Origin of the sequence: Pseudomonas sp. NPDC086278 (genome assembly GCF_050280905.1) — a bacterium.
Classification (GTDB): domain Bacteria; phylum Pseudomonadota; class Gammaproteobacteria; order Pseudomonadales; family Pseudomonadaceae; genus Aquipseudomonas.
On sequence record NZ_JBNNWE010000121.1, the window covers coordinates 1 to 15,753 of the forward strand.

At 59.9% G+C, this 15,753-nt stretch carries 14 protein-coding genes, 1 tRNA gene and 1 pseudogene; 10 read left to right on the forward strand and 6 right to left on the reverse strand.

Annotated elements, in window-relative coordinates; genetic code table 11:
- Positions 1–97 precede the first annotated feature (97 nt).
- From ACQKP4_RS25830 to ACQKP4_RS25875, 10 genes and pseudogenes are all read left to right on the forward strand, one after another.
- Positions 98–712 (forward strand): annotated as a pseudogene (locus tag ACQKP4_RS25830) (ornithine carbamoyltransferase); the annotation flags it as partial.
- A 167-nt stretch (positions 713–879) separates the two neighbouring features.
- Entirely contained in the window at positions 880–1,809 is a 930-nt protein-coding gene (arcC, locus tag ACQKP4_RS25835; RefSeq protein ID WP_427636744.1) for a carbamate kinase, read from the forward strand.
- Positions 1,810–1,821: 12 nt separating this feature from the next.
- The gene (locus ACQKP4_RS25840) at positions 1,822–2,181 is read left to right on the forward strand and encodes a DUF5064 family protein (protein WP_427636746.1); all 360 of its coding nucleotides are present in this window, start codon (positions 1,822–1,824) and stop codon (positions 2,179–2,181) included.
- Between the two features lie 201 nt (positions 2,182–2,382).
- Entirely contained in the window at positions 2,383–3,891 is a 1,509-nt protein-coding gene (locus ACQKP4_RS25845; RefSeq protein WP_427636748.1) for a sigma-54-dependent transcriptional regulator, read from the forward strand.
- A gap of 437 nt (positions 3,892–4,328) precedes the next feature.
- Entirely contained in the window at positions 4,329–4,712 is a 384-nt protein-coding gene (gene gcvH, locus ACQKP4_RS25850) for a glycine cleavage system protein GcvH (RefSeq protein ID WP_427636750.1), read from the forward strand.
- 11 nt (positions 4,713–4,723) lie between these two features.
- Positions 4,724–7,591: an aminomethyl-transferring glycine dehydrogenase gene (gene gcvP, locus ACQKP4_RS25855; RefSeq protein ID WP_427636752.1), complete on the forward strand. Its 2,868-nt coding sequence runs from the start codon at positions 4,724–4,726 to the stop codon at positions 7,589–7,591.
- Positions 7,592–7,791: 200 nt separating this feature from the next.
- A complete protein-coding gene (locus ACQKP4_RS25860; protein ID WP_427636754.1) occupies positions 7,792–9,168 on the forward strand; it encodes an L-serine ammonia-lyase in 1,377 nt (458 codons plus the stop codon).
- 36 nt (positions 9,169–9,204) lie between these two features.
- Positions 9,205–10,329 (forward strand): glycine cleavage system aminomethyltransferase GcvT, encoded by a 1,125-nt coding sequence (gene gcvT / locus ACQKP4_RS25865; protein ID WP_427636756.1) that lies wholly within the window; start codon positions 9,205–9,207, stop codon positions 10,327–10,329.
- Positions 10,330–10,721: 392 nt separating this feature from the next.
- The gene (locus tag ACQKP4_RS25870) at positions 10,722–10,934 is read left to right on the forward strand and encodes a cold-shock protein (protein ID WP_003237709.1); all 213 of its coding nucleotides are present in this window, start codon (positions 10,722–10,724) and stop codon (positions 10,932–10,934) included.
- A gap of 96 nt (positions 10,935–11,030) precedes the next feature.
- The gene (locus ACQKP4_RS25875) at positions 11,031–11,519 is read left to right on the forward strand and encodes an RDD family protein (RefSeq protein ID WP_427636758.1); all 489 of its coding nucleotides are present in this window, start codon (positions 11,031–11,033) and stop codon (positions 11,517–11,519) included.
- A gap of 119 nt (positions 11,520–11,638) precedes the next feature.
- Here the strand turns inward: ACQKP4_RS25875 and nadA are convergent, their stop codons facing one another.
- The 6 genes from nadA to ACQKP4_RS25905 all read right to left on the reverse strand — a co-directional run.
- Positions 11,639–12,697: a quinolinate synthase NadA gene (gene nadA / locus ACQKP4_RS25880; protein ID WP_427636759.1), complete on the reverse strand. Its 1,059-nt coding sequence runs from the start codon at positions 12,695–12,697 to the stop codon at positions 11,639–11,641.
- Between the two features lie 273 nt (positions 12,698–12,970).
- Positions 12,971–13,046: transfer RNA gene (locus ACQKP4_RS25885), tRNA-Lys, on the reverse strand.
- A 63-nt stretch (positions 13,047–13,109) separates the two neighbouring features.
- A complete protein-coding gene (gene queC / locus ACQKP4_RS25890; protein WP_427636760.1) occupies positions 13,110–13,802 on the reverse strand; it encodes a 7-cyano-7-deazaguanine synthase QueC in 693 nt (230 codons plus the stop codon).
- 1 nt (position 13,803) lies between these two features.
- On the reverse strand, positions 13,804–14,451 hold the full coding sequence (gene queE / locus ACQKP4_RS25895; protein ID WP_427636761.1) for a 7-carboxy-7-deazaguanine synthase QueE: 648 nt from the start codon (positions 14,449–14,451) through the stop codon (positions 13,804–13,806).
- Positions 14,452–14,619: 168 nt separating this feature from the next.
- Positions 14,620–15,456 (reverse strand): tol-pal system protein YbgF, encoded by an 837-nt coding sequence (ybgF, locus tag ACQKP4_RS25900; RefSeq protein WP_427636762.1) that lies wholly within the window; start codon positions 15,454–15,456, stop codon positions 14,620–14,622.
- A 6-nt stretch (positions 15,457–15,462) separates the two neighbouring features.
- The coding region (locus tag ACQKP4_RS25905) for an OmpA family protein (RefSeq protein ID WP_427636763.1) at positions 15,463–15,753 on the reverse strand (291 nt) is incomplete at its 5' end.

Below are 15,753 nucleotides of genomic sequence, written 5' to 3' on the forward strand. Positions count from 1 at the left end.
TCACAGATCAATCGTTCGCCGCGCCATTCGATGGAACGATGGCTGGAACCCAGCACATCGACCAACAGCGCGCCGGGAGCCGAGTGTTGCGCCGTCTGAATTCCACCCGACGCAAATGATCGCCGACACCCTGACCATGCGCGAACACAGCGACAAGCCGCTGCATGAGATCAGCTACGCCTACCTCGGCGATGCCCGCTACAACATGGGCAACTCGCTGCTGATGATCGGCGCCAAACTGGGCATGGACGTGCGCATCGCCGCACCGAAAGCGCTGTGGCCGCACGCGGACTTCATCGCCCAGTGCAAAGCCTTCGCCGAGGACAGCGGTGCGCGCATCACCATCACCGAAGACCCGAAAGAAGCGGTCAAGGGCGTGGACTTCATCCACACCGATATCTGGGTGTCGATGGGTGAACCGGTGGAAGCGTGGGACGAGCGCATCGAGCAACTGCTGCCGTACCAGGTCAACGCGAAAATGATGAAGGCTTCAGGCAACCCGCGCGTGAAGTTCATGCACTGCCTGCCGGCGTTCCACAACAGCGAAACCAAGGTCGGCAAGGACATCGCCGCGCGTTATCCGCACCTGGCCAATGGCGTTGAGGTGACGGAAGAAGTCTTCGAATCGCCGGCCAACATCGCCTTCGAGCAAGCGGAAAACCGCATGCACACCATCAAGGCGATCCTGGTGTCGGCGTTGGCGGATATCTAACAGCCCGCGCACTCCCACCGATCGAACTCGGTCAATGTGGGAGCGGGCTTGCTCGCGAATGCGCTGTGTCAGTTTGCATTGCTTTGCCTGACCCACCGCTTTCGCGAGCAAGCCCGCTCCCACAGTAGGCCGAGTCGGTTGCCAGCTCTCTGTAGAAGGACTGAATCATGCGTATCGTCGTTGCCCTGGGCGGTAACGCCCTGCTCCGCCGTGGTGAACCCATGACCGCGGACAATCAACGCGCCAACATCCGGATTGCCACCGAACAGATCGCCAAGATCTACGCCGGCAACCAACTGGTCATCGCCCACGGCAATGGCCCGCAAGTCGGCCTGCTGTCGCTGCAAGCGGCCGCGTACACCCAGGTTTCGCCGTATCCGCTGGACGTGCTCGGTGCCGAAACCGAAGGCATGATCGGCTACATCATCGAGCAGGAACTGGGCAATCTGCTGGACTTCGAAGTGCCCTTCGCCACGCTGCTGACCCAGGTTGAAGTCGACGCCAACGACCCGGCCTTCCAGAACCCGACCAAACCTATCGGCCCGGTCTACGCCAAAGCCGAAGCCGAAAAACTCGCCGCCGAAAAAGGCTGGGCGATTGCCCCGGACGGCGATAAATACCGCCGCGTGGTGGCCAGCCCCAGACCGAAACGCATCTTCGAAATCCGCCCGATCAAGTGGCTGCTGGAAAAAGGCAGCATCGTGATCTGCGCCGGCGGCGGCGGCATTCCGACGATGTACGGCGCCCACGGCAAGCTGCAAGGCGTGGAAGCCGTGATCGACAAAGACCTGTGCTCGGCGCTGCTGGCCGAACAGCTTGAAAGCGACTTGCTGGTGATCGCCACCGACGTCAACGCGGCGTTCATCGACTTCGGCAAACCCACGCAAAAAGCCATCGCCCAGGCCCACCCGGACGACATGGAAAAACTCGGCTTCGCCGCAGGCTCGATGGGGCCGAAGGTCCAGGCGGCCTGCGAGTTCGCCCGCAAAACTGGCAAAGTCGCGGTCATCGGTTCACTCTCGGACATCGAAGCGATCGTCCAGGGCAAGGCCGGCACCCGCATCAGCACGGCGACACCTGGCATTACTTATTTGTAAGGAGCAACGTCAATGGCAACGTTTGAGCCGGGTCATTTGCACATCGAGCGCCATGCGCTGAACAAAGACGATTTCAGTTACAACCTGTGCATCGATTACGAAGTCACACAGGACCCCACGGAAGGCAAAGGCATGCTGTTCAAGATGCATGGCAGCATCGAGGGCAAGGACGTGAAAGAGGATTTCTTCCTGCCCAAGGACCAGGCGTTCGACTTCGCCCGGCATGCCATGCATCGCGCGCAAAAGTACGGTATGCCCAAGGACGCCAGTATCACCTCGATGCACAACGTCTACGACGCCATGTTCGAGGACGTGCGGGCGCAGCTCGACGTCAAATCCGGTGACCCGGTGAAACCGGAGCACTTGGAATAATCCGATACATCTGCGAACGCACAATCTGTGGGAGCGGGGTTGCTCGCGAAAGCGCCGTATCAGTCGTCGTCAATGCTGCCTGACACACCGCTTTCGCGAGCAAGCCCGCTCCCACAGGGTTGCGCGTCGCAGGATTTCACCATTCGCCCGCCCCAAGGCATACTTGCCACCCTCCGCACGTCAGATTAAAAAAACTGCCCCATGCGTATCCACGTCAGCTTCATCGACCGCGTCGGCATCACCCAGGAAGTCCTGGCCCTGCTCGGTGGGCGCAATCTCAATCTGGATGCGGTGGAAATGGTTCCGCCCAATGTCTACATCGACGCCCCGACCCTGAGCCCGGACGTGCTGGAAGAGCTGCGCGATGCCCTGCTGAGTGTGCGCGGCGTGCAGGCGATGACGGTGGTCGACATCCTTCCCGGCCAGCGCCGCCACTTGCAGCTCGACGCATTGCTCGCCGCCATGACCGACCCGGTATTGGCGCTCGACAGCGCCGGCAAGGTGCTGCTGGCCAACCCGGCGCTGATTGCGTTGTATGGCCGCGAGCCGGCGGGCGAAAGCGTCGCCGAGCTGTTTGCCGATCCGGCGCTGCTCGACGCGTTGCTGGAGCACGGCTTCCGTTTGCCGCTGCGCGAGATCACCGTCAATGGCCAGACCTTGCTGCTGGACGCCACGCCGATCACCGACGCCGGCGCGTTGCTGACGCTGTATCAACCGAACCGCATCGGTGAACGCCTGTCGGCGCTGCACCACGACCACGCCGAAGGCTTCGATGCGTTGCTGGGCGAGTCCCCGGCGATCCGCACGCTAAAGGCTCGCGCGCAACGGGTCGCGGCGCTGGATGCGCCGCTGTTGATTCAAGGTGAAACCGGCACCGGCAAAGAACTGGTGGCCCGCGCCTGTCACGCTATCAGCGCCCGGCACAGCGCACCGTTCCTCGCGTTGAATTGCGCGGCATTGCCAGAGAACCTCGCCGAAAGCGAACTGTTCGGCTACGCCCCCGGCGCCTTCACCGGTGCGCAACGCGGTGGCAAACCGGGCCTGATGGAACTGGCCAACCAGGGCACGGTGTTCCTCGACGAGATCGGCGAGATGTCGCCGTACTTGCAGGCGAAATTGCTGCGGTTTTTGAACGATGGCAGCTTCCGTCGCGTCGGCGGTGACCGCGAGGTAAAGGTCAACGTACGCATCCTCAGCGCGACCCACCGCGATCTGGAAAAAATGGTCGGCGAAGGCTCGTTTCGCGAAGACCTGTTCTATCGCCTCAACGTGCTCAACGTCGAAGTGCCGCCGCTGCGGGAACGCGGCCAGGACATTTTGCTGTTGGCCCGCTATTTCATGCAGCAGGCCTGCGCGCAAATCCAGCGTCCGGTCTGTCGTCTCGCGCCCGGCACCTATCCGGCGCTGCTGTGCAATCGCTGGCCCGGCAACGTGCGCCAATTGCAGAACGTGATCTTTCGCGCGGCGGCAATCTGCGAAAGCAGCCTGGTGGACATCGGCGACCTCGACATCGCCGGCACCTCGGTGGCGCGCCAGAGTGACAGCGAAGTCGACAGCCTTGAGCAAGCGGTGGAAGCGTTCGAGAAAACCCTGCTGGAAAAGCTGTACGTCAGCTATCCGTCGACGCGGCAACTGGCCAGTCGGCTGCAAACCTCCCACACCGCGATTGCCCATCGATTGCGCAAGTACGGCATTCCCAACAAGCCGTAAGCCTTACTCGGTCAAAAATGTGGGAGCGGGCTTGCTCGCGAATGCGAAGTGTCAGTCGACATCAACGTTGCCTGACACACAGCCATTCGCGAGCAAGCCCGCTCCCACAGGGGTTTGCGGCCATGTTCAAAATCGTGCTCAAAAGCGACCTTCACCTGTACTGAAAGCGCTACAGCGGAACGATATCGATACACCCGCACCAGATCACCGCTGTGCAAGGCTTTGATCCCAATACGCTTTTTTCTTCGCTTCAGACTGTAGCGATTTCGCTACAGTCATCCGATTTACTCGCACTTCCATGCCGCTCAACTTATTGATTTATAAGAACTTAATAAGTTTGGCCGCGATTTTGCTAAGCAACCACTCATAAAGCAGGGCTTTTGCCCAAGCATTCAATCGCGTCCACCAGACAAGTCTGGCCCCCCTTAGGAGTTTCCATGAGCGAGTTGCGTTTTACTGAAGACCACGAATGGCTGCGCACCGAAGCTGACGGCAGCGTCACAGTCGGCATCACCGCTTTCGCGCAGAACGCCCTGGGCGACGTGGTTTTCGTACAACTGCCGGAGCTGCAGTCCTACAAAAAAGGCGACGAAGCCGCCACCGTGGAATCGGTAAAAGCCGCCAGCGGCGTGTACATGCCCCTCGACGGCGAAGTGCTGGAAGTAAACCCGGCGCTCGACAACAGCCCGGAACTGGTCAACGAAGCGCCGCTGGGCGAAGGCTGGTTCTTCCGCTTTCAACCGACCGACGCCTTGGCGGTCGCCAAACTGTTGGATCAAGACGCTTACGACCGTCTGATCAAAGCCAACGCTGAAGCCTGAGGAGCGCCGACATGACTCAAGTAAACCCTGCCGTTGTAAACATAAGCACCGCCAACGAATTCATCGCTCGCCACATCGGCCCGCGTGCCGGCGACGAACAAGCCATGCTCAACAGCCTCGGTTTCGACTCCCTGGAAGCCCTGAGCGCCAGCGTCATTCCGGACAGCATCAAAGGCACCAGCGTCCTCGGCCTCGAAGACGGCCTGAGCGAGGCCGATGCCCTGGCGCTGATCAAATCCATCGCCGGCAAAAACCAGCTGTTCAAGACGTTCATCGGCCAGGGTTACTACGGCACGCACACGCCGTCGCCGATCCTGCGCAACCTGCTGGAAAATCCGGCCTGGTACACCGCCTACACCCCGTACCAACCAGAGATTTCCCAGGGCCGTCTCGAAGCGCTGCTGAACTTCCAGACCCTGATCAGCGACCTCACCGGCCTGCCGATTGCCAACGCTTCCTTGCTGGACGAAGCCACCGCCGCTGCCGAAGCGATGACCTTCTGCAAACGCCTGAGCAAGAACAAGGGCAGCCACGCCTTCTTCGCCTCCGTGCATTGCCACCCGCAAACCCTCGACGTGCTGCGCACCCGTGCCGAGCCGTTGGGCATTGACGTGGTGGTCGGCGACGAGCTCGCACTGACCGACGTGACACCGTTCTTCGGCGCGCTGCTGCAATACCCGGCCAGCAACGGTGACGTGTTTGATTACCGCGAACTGACCGAGCGCTTCCACGCCGCCAACGCCTTGGTCGCCGTCGCCGCCGACCTGCTGGCCCTGACCGTGCTGACGCCGCCGGGCGAGTTCGGTGCCGACGTCGCCATCGGTAGCGCGCAACGTTTCGGCGTACCGCTGGGCTTCGGTGGCCCGCATGCGGCTTTCTTCTCCACCAAGGACGCGTTCAAGCGCGACATGCCGGGCCGTCTGGTCGGTGTGTCCGTGGACCGCTTCGGCAAACCGGCCCTGCGCCTGGCGATGCAGACGCGCGAGCAACATATCCGCCGCGAGAAAGCCACGTCGAACATCTGCACCGCCCAAGTGCTGCTGGCCAACATCGCCAGCATGTACGCCGTGTACCACGGCCCGAAAGGCCTGACGCAAATCGCCAACCGCGTGCATCACCTAACGGCGATTCTGGCCAAGGGCTTGAACGCCATCGGTCTGCAGGTTGAGCAGCAAAGCTTCTTCGACACCCTGACCCTCAACACCGGCGCCAACACCGCCAAGCTGCACGACAAGGCGCACGCCCATCAGATCAACCTGCGTGTGATCGATGCTGAACGTCTGGGCCTGTCCCTCGACGAAACCACGTCGCCAGCGGACGTTGAAGCCTTGTGGGCTTTGCTGGCCGACGGCAAAGCGCTGCCAGACTTCGCCGCCCTCGCCACGTCCGTGGTCAGCACGATGCCGGCCGCACTGGCGCGTCAATCGCCGATCCTCAGCCATCCGGTGTTCAACCGTTACCACTCGGAAACCGAGCTGATGCGCTACCTGCGCAAGCTCGCCGACAAGGACCTGGCGCTGGATCGCACGATGATCCCGCTAGGCTCGTGCACCATGAAACTCAACGCCGCCAGCGAAATGATCCCGGTGACCTGGGCTGAATTCGGTGCCCTGCACCCGTTCGCCCCGGCCGCGCAAAGCGCCGGTTACCAGCAACTGACCGACGAACTGGAAGCGATGCTCTGCGCCGCCACCGGTTACGACGCGATCTCGCTGCAACCGAACGCCGGTTCCCAGGGTGAATACGCCGGCCTGTTGGCGATTCGTGCTTATCACCAGAGCCGTGGCGACGACCGTCGCGACATCTGCCTGATCCCGTCGTCCGCCCACGGCACCAACCCGGCGACCGCCAACATGGCCGGTATGCGCGTGGTCGTCACCGCGTGCGATGCCCGTGGCAACGTCGACATCGAAGACCTGCGCGCCAAGGCCATCGAGCACCGCGAACACCTCGCGGCGCTGATGATCACTTACCCGTCGACCCACGGTGTGTTCGAAGAAGGCATCCGCGAAATCTGCGGCATCATTCACGACCACGGCGGCCAGGTGTACATCGACGGCGCCAACATGAACGCGATGGTCGGCCTCTGCGCGCCGGGCAAGTTCGGCGGCGACGTCTCGCACCTGAACCTGCACAAAACCTTCTGCATCCCCCACGGCGGTGGCGGCCCGGGCGTCGGCCCGATTGGCGTGAAATCGCACCTGACCCCGTTCCTGCCGGGCCACGCGCAGATGGAACGCAAAGAAGGCGCGGTCTGCGCGGCACCGTTCGGCAGCGCAAGCATTTTGCCGATCACCTGGATGTACATCCGCATGATGGGCGGCGCTGGTCTGAAGCGCGCTTCGCAATTGGCAATCCTCAATGCCAACTACATTTCCCGTCGCCTCGAAGAGCACTACCCAGTGCTCTACACCGGCAGCAATGGGTTGGTGGCGCACGAATGCATCCTCGACCTGCGTCCGTTGAAAGACAGCAGCGGCATCAGCGTCGATGACGTCGCCAAGCGTTTGATCGACTTCGGTTTCCACGCGCCGACCATGTCGTTCCCGGTGGCGGGCACGCTGATGATCGAGCCGACCGAAAGCGAATCCAAGGAAGAACTCGACCGCTTCTGCGACGCGATGATCCACATCCGCGAGGAAATCCGCGCGGTGGAAAACGGCACGCTGGACAAGGAAGACAACCCGTTGAAAAACGCCCCGCACACCGCGGCGGAAATCGTCGGCGAGTGGACGCATCCGTACAGCCGTGAGCAAGCGGTGTACCCGGTGGCATCGTTGATCGAAGGCAAATACTGGCCACCGGTCGGTCGCGTCGACAACGTGTTTGGCGATCGCAACCTGGTGTGCGCCTGCCCGTCGATCGAAAGCTACGCTTAAACCAGTGGGGGCGAGGCACTAGCCCCCACTTTCGACAACACCACAAAACCCTGTGGGAGCGAGCTTGCTCGCGATGACGGACTGACATTCACAATTGATGTCGACTGAAAGACCGCTATCGCGAGCAAGCTCGCTCCCACAGGGTCCGTGCAATGCCCCAGATTCCGCGAATTCCCATAACAAGAAACCGGAGAACAACCATGTCGTTAAGCGTGTTCGACCTGTTCAAGATTGGCATCGGTCCCTCCAGTTCCCACACCGTCGGCCCGATGCGCGCCGCCGCGCGTTTCGCCGAAGGGTTACGTCGTGAAGGGCAGTTGGCCGCGACCCACAACGTCAAAGTCGAGCTCTACGGCTCGCTTGGCGCCACCGGGAAGGGCCACGGCAGCGACAAGGCTGTGCTGCTCGGCCTGGAAGGCGAACACCCGGACACCGTGAACACCGAAACCGTCGCCGCCCGCCTGCAAGAAATTCGTGGCAACGGTCGCTTGAACCTGCTCGGCGAACACAGCATTGCGTTCAATGAGAAAGAACACCTGGCGATGATTCGCAAACCGCTGGCCTATCACCCCAACGGCATGATTTTTCGCGCGTTCGATGCGGCGGGCATTCAAATCCGCAGCCGCGAGTACTACTCGGTCGGTGGCGGTTTTGTCGTCGATGAAGACGCCGCCGGCGCCGACCGCATCGTCGAAGACGCGACTGCGCTGACCTACCCGTTCAAAAGCGCCAAGGACTTGCTCAGTCATTGCGCCACCCATGGCTTGTCGATCAGCCAGTTGATGCTGGCCAATGAAAGCGCCTGGCGCCCGGAAGCGCAAACCCGTGCCGGACTGCTGAACATCTGGCAAGTGATGCAGGATTGCGTTGAGGCCGGTTGCCGCAACGAAGGCATCCTGCCCGGTGGTTTGAAAGTCAAACGCCGCGCCGCCGCGCTGCATCGCCAACTGTGCAAGAACCCGGAATCGGCGCTGCGCGATCCTTTGTCAGTGCTCGACTGGGTCAACCTGTACGCCCTGGCCGTCAACGAAGAAAACGCCAATGGCGGACGCGTCGTCACCGCGCCCACTAACGGTGCGGCGGGCATCATCCCGGCGGTGCTGCATTACTACATTCGCTTCATTCCCGGTGCCAATGACGATGGGGTCGTGCGCTTTCTGCTGACCGCCGCCGCCATCGGCATTCTGTACAAGGAAAACGCCTCGATCTCCGGCGCCGAAGTCGGTTGTCAGGGCGAAGTCGGCGTGGCCTGTTCGATGGCGGCCGGCGCCTTGTGCGAAGTGCTCGGCGGCAGCGTTTCGCAGGTGGAAAACGCTGCGGAAATCGGCATGGAACATAACCTCGGCCTGACCTGCGACCCGATTGGCGGGCTGGTGCAAGTGCCGTGCATCGAGCGCAACGCCATGGGCTCGGTGAAAGCCATCAACGCAGTGCGCATGGCCCTGCGCGGCGACGGCCAGCACTTTGTCTCGCTGGACAAGGTCATTCGCACCATGCGCCAGACCGGCGCCGACATGAAAAGCAAATACAAGGAAACCGCCCGTGGCGGTTTGGCGGTCAACATTATCGAGTGCTGATGCTCGCGCATCCGCAGACTTTTTCAGGAGCTGAATATGTCCACCGAACCATTGCTGAAAACCCCGCTGCACGCCCTGCACATCGAACTCGGCGCGCGCATGGTGCCATTCGCCGGCTACGACATGCCGGTGCAATACCCGCTGGGTGTGATGAAAGAACACCAGCACACCCGTGATCACGCGGGGTTGTTCGACGTGTCGCACATGGGCCAGATCCGCCTGACCGGTGCGAATGCCGCCAAAGCCCTGGAAACCCTGGTGCCGGTGGACATCGTCGATTTGCCGGTGGGCATGCAGCGTTATGCGATGTTCACCAACGAGACTGGCGGCATTCTTGACGACCTGATGGTCGCCAACCTTGGCAATGATGAACTGTTCCTGGTGGTCAACGCCGCTTGCAAGGATCAGGATCTGGCGCACCTGCGCAAGCACATTGACAATCAATGCACGATTGAACCGCTGTTCGAAGCGCGCGCGTTGCTGGCCCTGCAAGGTCCGGCCGCTGTCGCCGTGCTCGCACGGCTGGCGCCTGAAGTGTCAAAGATGACCTTCATGCAGTTCGCTCGCGTGAAGCTGCTGGGCGTGGACTGCTTTGTCAGCCGTTCGGGCTACACCGGTGAAGACGGTTTCGAAATCTCGGTCCCGGCCGCCAATGCCGAAGCCCTGGCTCGCGCGCTGCTGGCGGAACCCGAAGTGGCGGCCATCGGCCTCGGCGCGCGCGACTCATTGCGCCTGGAAGCCGGCCTGTGCCTCTACGGGCACGACATGAACACCGACACCACGCCGATCGAGGCGAGCCTGCTGTGGGCGATCTCCAAGCCCCGTCGTGCCGATGGCGCGCGGGCCGGCGGCTTTCCTGGCGCTGAAAACGTATTCGCTCAGCAACACGCCGGCGTGAGCCGCAAGCGCGTGGGTCTGTTGCCTCAGGAACGTACCCCGGTGCGTGAAGGCGCAGAAATCGTCAACGAAGCGGGCGACATCATCGGAACGGTGTGCAGCGGTGGTTTCGGTCCGACGCTGGGCGGTCCATTGGCGATGGGTTACCTCGACAGTGCTTACATCGCGATCGACACACCCGTTTGGGCGATTGTCCGTGGGAAAAAGGTGCCCTTGCTTGTAAGCAAAATGCCATTTGTTCCACAACGCTACTATCGTGGTTGATTGACTGTTTCTATACGTAACGCGGTTGCGTTAACAGTGCACTAATCTGTAACGCATCCGCCATAAAACAGTGCAAGGTTTCGTTTATGAACGTTGCTTATAACGTTCGAAAACAATGGAACAACCGTATCGAATAAGCCGGAACTAGTGAACATACTAACGAGCAGCAACCCGAGCAAAACCGGGCCTCTCACGGGGCTTGTTTTTTCTCTCGTAGTTGGCGTAGAGTTTGTTCACTGTGTTTGCATGGGTCGCTTGGAATCGTGACCTGGGCAGTAGCCTACAAGTTAGCTACATCCCGTTCGACGTCTTCTTACTCTCTTGCAACCAGCCCCAGTACTCTTTCATGAGAAGGAGGCTGTCATTAATTTTTTGCGTCAAAGGAATAAGAAATGTCCACACGTCAGAGCGGTACCGTCAAGTGGTTTAACGACGAGAAAGGGTTTGGTTTTATCACTCCAGAAAGCGGGCCGGATCTGTTCGTGCATTTCCGCGCTATTCAGGGCAACGGCTTCAAAAGCCTGAAAGAAGGCCAGAAAGTGACTTTCGTTGCCGTGCAAGGCCAGAAAGGCATGCAGGCTGACGAGGTACAGGCAGAAGGTTAATCTTCTGTAACGAAAAAGCCCCTGATGCTGACATCAGGGGCTTTTTTGTGCGCGTAAATCCGTAAAATGGCTTCTTTTTTCTGCCCAGAGGCTGTCATGTCGAAACACCTGCTCAACCCCCAGGGCGACTTTCCCGCTGTCGGCCTGGGTCGTCGCCTGGCAGCGATGTTCTATGATTTTCTGCTGTGCACCGCCCTGCTGATCGTCACCAGCGGCATTTACAAGATGATTCAGATGGCGATCCTCGGCGAAGAAAAAATGCGCACACTGACCGAGGCCGGCGCGCTCGACGGTGATCCGCTACTGTCGACAGTATTGTTTTTTGTGCTGTTCGGGTTCTTTGCCAAGTTCTGGACCTGGTCCGGCCAGACACTGGGCATGCAGGTCTGGTGCATCCGCGTGCAGAATGCCGACGGATCCTCGATTAGCCTGTGGCAGGCGCTGCTGCGGTTTGTGGTGTCGATTGCGTCTTGGCTGTGCGTTGGGCTGGGGTTCTTCTGGTCGCTGTTCGACAAACAGAAACGCAGCTGGCATGACATGTATTCCAATACGCAGTTGGTGCGGATTCCGAAGAAAACCAAGTAATCCAGCCACACAGAAACCAATGTGGGAGCGGGCTTGCTCGCGAAGGCAGTGTTTCAGTCACTGTAAATGTTGACTGATCGACCGCTTTCGCGAGCAAGCCCGCTCCCACATTTTTTGCTTTAAGCGTTACCGGCCAACTTCATTCGCGCGGCGTGCGTGAAGTCGAGCATCCGCTTCAACGGCCGAATCGCCTGCGGAATCAACGCCGGGTCAACAAAGATCTCGTTCGTCCCCTCCTTCAAGCTCTTCAGCGTCCGCTCAAGGGTATTCATCGCCATCCACGGGCAGTGCGCGCAACTGCGGCACGCTGCGCCATTACCGGCCGTTGGCGCTTCGATGAAGACCTTGTCCGGGCACAGCTGCTGCATCTTGTAGAAGATGCCGCGGTCGGTAGCCACGATCAGGGTCTTGTTCGGCAAGCTCTGCGCCGCTGCAATCAGCTGACTGGTGGAACCGACGGCGTCCGCCAGTTCGATCACCGACGTCGGCGACTCCGGGTGCACCAGAATCGCCGCATCCGGGTACAGCGCCTTCATGTCTTCGAGTTGCTTGGACTTGAACTCTTCGTGAACGATGCAGGCGCCGTCCCACAGCAACATGTCAGCACCGGTCTTGCGCTGAATGTAGGTGCCCAAGTGTTTGTCCGGGCCCCAGATGATGGTTTCGCCGTTATCCATCAGGCTCTCGACGATTTCCAGCGCACAGCTGGAAGTCACCACCCAGTCCGCCCGGGCTTTGACCGCCGCCGACGTGTTGGCATACACCACCACCGTGCGTTCCGGGTGCTGATCGCAGAACGCCGAGAACTCGTCCACCGGGCAACCCAGGTCCAGCGAACAAGTCGCTTCCAGAGTCGGCATCAGCACGCGCTTTTCAGGGTTGAGGATTTTCGCGGTTTCGCCCATGAACTTTACTCCGGCGACCACCACGGTCTTGGCCGGGTGAGCGTTGCCGAAGCGGGCCATCTCCAGCGAGTCGGAGACGCATCCACCGGTTTCTTCGGCCAGGGCCTGAATGACCGGATCGCAATAGAAGTGAGCAACCAGCACCGCGTCCTGAGCCTTGAGCTCGGCAGCGATGGCGGCACGGTAATAAGCCTCTTCCTCGGCGGTCAGCGGCTTGGGCTGCTTGGCGTCGAGGTGAGCTTGAACCAGAAGGCGTTCGGAAATCTGCGTCATGTTCGCAAGACCTGCAGGCGCTTTCGCGCGAAAGTCGAGTATACACCCGGCTCCGGACCCATCAGGGTACCGCCGGGAGAGTGAGTATTCATCAGGCACGGACAGCGTTGAAGCTGCGCAAGGCTACAGAATATCCCGTGGATGCAAAAGATGATTCTGACTTGCGTCACGCGGTGCAGCCCCGCGCGGAGCCGAGCTCAAATCGCGGGCAAAAAAAAATCCGGAAATCCTCACTTGCGTGGGCCTTCCAGACTTTTAAAACTGCTACAAAAATGGTGGGTCGTGTGGGATTCGAACCTACGACCAATTGGTTAAAAGCCAACTGCTCTACCAACTGAGCTAACGACCCGCTGTGTGGTGGCGCGTATAATACTGATTTTTAAGGACTATTCAACACCTAATTTGAAATAAATCAAAAATAAGGGGTTGGATCAGTGATTCCGGCCGCCGCGAAGCCTTCCGCGCGCAGTCGGCAGCTGTCGCATTTGCCGCATGCGTAGCCTTTATCGTCGGCCTGATAGCAGGAAACGGTGAGCCCGTAATCCACGCCCAGCTTCACACCTGCCTCGACGATCTGCGCCTTGCTCAGGTTCTGCAGTGGTGCCTGGATGCGGAAGCCATTGCCTTCCACGCCGGCTTTGGTCGCCAGATTGGCCATGCGTTCGAACGACTCGATGAACTCGGGACGACAGTCCGGGTAACCGGAGTAATCCACCGCGTTCACGCCGATAAAGATGTCGCGCGCGCCGAGCACTTCAGCCCAGCCCAGCGCCAACGACAAAAACACCGTGTTACGCGCCGGCACGTACGTCACAGGAATACCTTCACCCGGCGTTTCCGGAATATCGATGCTACTGTCGGTCAGTGCCGAGCCGCCCATACCATTCAGGTTCAGACCAATCACTTTGTGCTCAACCACACCCAGGTCGCGGGCGACACGGGCTGCGGCGTGCAATTCGGCGTGAGAACGCTGACCGTAATCGAAGCTCATGGTGTAGCAGCGGTAACCTTCAGCGCGAGCCATGGCCACGACAGTCGCCGAATCGAGGCCACCGGACAGCAGGATGACTGCACGTTTTTCAGCAGTGTTCAGTTGTTCAGTCATATCAACGCCCCGGCTCGTCATTCCAAAGATATTTGTGCAGCTGCAATTGCAGGCGCACTGGCAGGTTGTCCGCCACCACCCAGTCCGCCAGATCCCGAGCATTCAGATCATGGTGACTTGGCGAGAACAACACTTCGCCGGCCCGTCGATCAAGACCGTACTGGATCAGCTTGGACACGGCCCAGTCGTAGTCTTCACGTGAGCAGATGACAAACTTCACCTGGTCGTTGGGCGTCAGCAGTTCGATGTTCTCGTAGCGGTTGCGGTGCACCTCTTTCGACCCTGGAGTTTTAAGGTCGACGACGCGACTGACCCGGGAATCTACCGCCGAGATGTCGATAGAACCACTGGTTTCCAGTGACACTTCATAACCGGCGTCGCACAACTGCTTGAGCAATGGGATGGCATTAGGTTGCGCCAACGGCTCGCCGCCGGTGACACAGACATAACGCGGGCGGAAACCAGCCACTTGCTCGAGGATGTCGTCGAGCGTGCGAATAGTGCCGCCAGTGAACGCGTAGGCGCTGTCGCAGTATTGGCAACGCAATGGGCAACCGGTCAGGCGCACAAAAACAGTGGGCAGCCCGGCAGTCCGCGTTTCACCCTGCAACGAGTAGAAAACTTCGGTGATTCTCAATGTGTCTTGCATAGTCGCCACGGGCATAACAGCTAAACAGGCTGTCCGCCTCCGTCAGGCACTTCAAGGAACCCCGCCACCGCGTAGATCCCAAAAAGCGTGTTTCATAAAAAAGGGCGTGAATTCTAACGAAAAAACCCGCGACAAGCGCGGGTTTCTTCGATATGGGTCAAGCAGCCCTTACATTTTTTGCAGATCACGCTGGGCCAGCTGAGCGGCGGAAGTACCCGGATATTGGGACACAACCTGCTGCAGAATGCCTTTGACCTTGTCGGGATGACCGAGGCGGCGTTCTACATCAGCCAGCTTGTACAGCGAATCAGGCACTTTAGGGTGCTTTGGGTACAGCTGCGAAACCTTGGCAAATGCTTGACCTGCACCTTGCAGATCGCCCTTGGCCAAATTGACTTCGCCCAACCAGTACTGGGCATTGCCCGCGTATTGGCTGTTTGGGTACTTGCGCAGGAAAGCGGAAAAAGCCTGACTGGCCTTGTCGAAATCCTTGGCCTTGATCAAATCGAAGGCTGCATCGTAATACAGTTTTTCCTTCGCCGGATCGGCCGGCTCGCTACCCGCGGCGGGTGCTTGAGCGGCGGCCGCTCCGGCACTTGCGCCTGCTGCTGCACCGGCGGGTGCATTCAAATCACCACCGGTGGAAGAATTATCAGGAGTCGCGGCTGGTGCAACGCCGGTTCCTATGCGCCGATCAAGATCCTGATATCGCTCCAGGTTCTCTTGCTTCATGCGCGCTACATCATTTTGCAGAACTTCGATCACACCCTGTTGGCGTGAGATCTGCTCCTGCATGGATTGCAATTGGTTGAACAGCTCGCCCTGTGCCGAGACAGGGGCCGAAACCCCTCCCCCGGCATAGGCGCCGTTCGTACCGTAACCCGCAGGCGGATAACTACTCCCGCTATTGCCGGAGTTGTTGTCGACCACAGGAACCGCAGCCCACACCGCAAGCGGTGCGAGACTGAGAGCCAGAACAGTTACAGCACGACGGCACGTTCGCATGACGAATTACTTACGCAGTTCGACGCGACGGTTTTGAGCCCAGGACTGCTCGTCGTGGCCAGTAGCAACTGGACGCTCTTTACCGTAGGAAACCAGCTCCAGTTGAGCTGGGGAAACACCTTGCAGTACCAGGTAGCGCTGAACGGCTTTCGCACGACGCTCGCCCAGTGCCATGTTGTACTCACGAGTACCACGTTCGTCGCCCTCGTCATCCATCGCGACGCCGATCAGTTTGATGCCGAGCATGCGCGCAACACTGATCAACCCCGGATAGGTCAGATGCTCCGTGACCACCGT

What these genes read in the sequence shown, in the direction of transcription:
- arcC (WP_427636744.1), top strand. Translation starts at nt 880, where the DNA reads ATGCGTATCGTCGTTGCCCTGGGCGGTAACGCCCTGCTCCGCCGTGGT.
- ACQKP4_RS25840 (WP_427636746.1), top strand. Translation starts at nt 1,822, where the DNA reads ATGGCAACGTTTGAGCCGGGTCATTTGCACATCGAGCGCCATGCGCTG.
- ACQKP4_RS25845 (WP_427636748.1), top strand. Translation starts at nt 2,383, where the DNA reads ATGCGTATCCACGTCAGCTTCATCGACCGCGTCGGCATCACCCAGGAA.
- gcvH (WP_427636750.1), top strand. Translation starts at nt 4,329, where the DNA reads ATGAGCGAGTTGCGTTTTACTGAAGACCACGAATGGCTGCGCACCGAA.
- gcvP (WP_427636752.1), top strand. Translation starts at nt 4,724, where the DNA reads ATGACTCAAGTAAACCCTGCCGTTGTAAACATAAGCACCGCCAACGAA.
- ACQKP4_RS25860 (WP_427636754.1), top strand. Translation starts at nt 7,792, where the DNA reads ATGTCGTTAAGCGTGTTCGACCTGTTCAAGATTGGCATCGGTCCCTCC.
- gcvT (WP_427636756.1), top strand. Translation starts at nt 9,205, where the DNA reads ATGTCCACCGAACCATTGCTGAAAACCCCGCTGCACGCCCTGCACATC.
- ACQKP4_RS25870 (WP_003237709.1), top strand. Translation starts at nt 10,722, where the DNA reads ATGTCCACACGTCAGAGCGGTACCGTCAAGTGGTTTAACGACGAGAAA.
- ACQKP4_RS25875 (WP_427636758.1), top strand. Translation starts at nt 11,031, where the DNA reads ATGTCGAAACACCTGCTCAACCCCCAGGGCGACTTTCCCGCTGTCGGC.
- nadA (WP_427636759.1), bottom strand. Translation starts at nt 12,697, where the DNA reads ATGACGCAGATTTCCGAACGCCTTCTGGTTCAAGCTCACCTCGACGCC.
- queC (WP_427636760.1), bottom strand. Translation starts at nt 13,802, where the DNA reads ATGACTGAACAACTGAACACTGCTGAAAAACGTGCAGTCATCCTGCTG.
- queE (WP_427636761.1), bottom strand. Translation starts at nt 14,451, where the DNA reads ATGCAAGACACATTGAGAATCACCGAAGTTTTCTACTCGTTGCAGGGT.
- ybgF (WP_427636762.1), bottom strand. Translation starts at nt 15,456, where the DNA reads ATGCGAACGTGCCGTCGTGCTGTAACTGTTCTGGCTCTCAGTCTCGCA.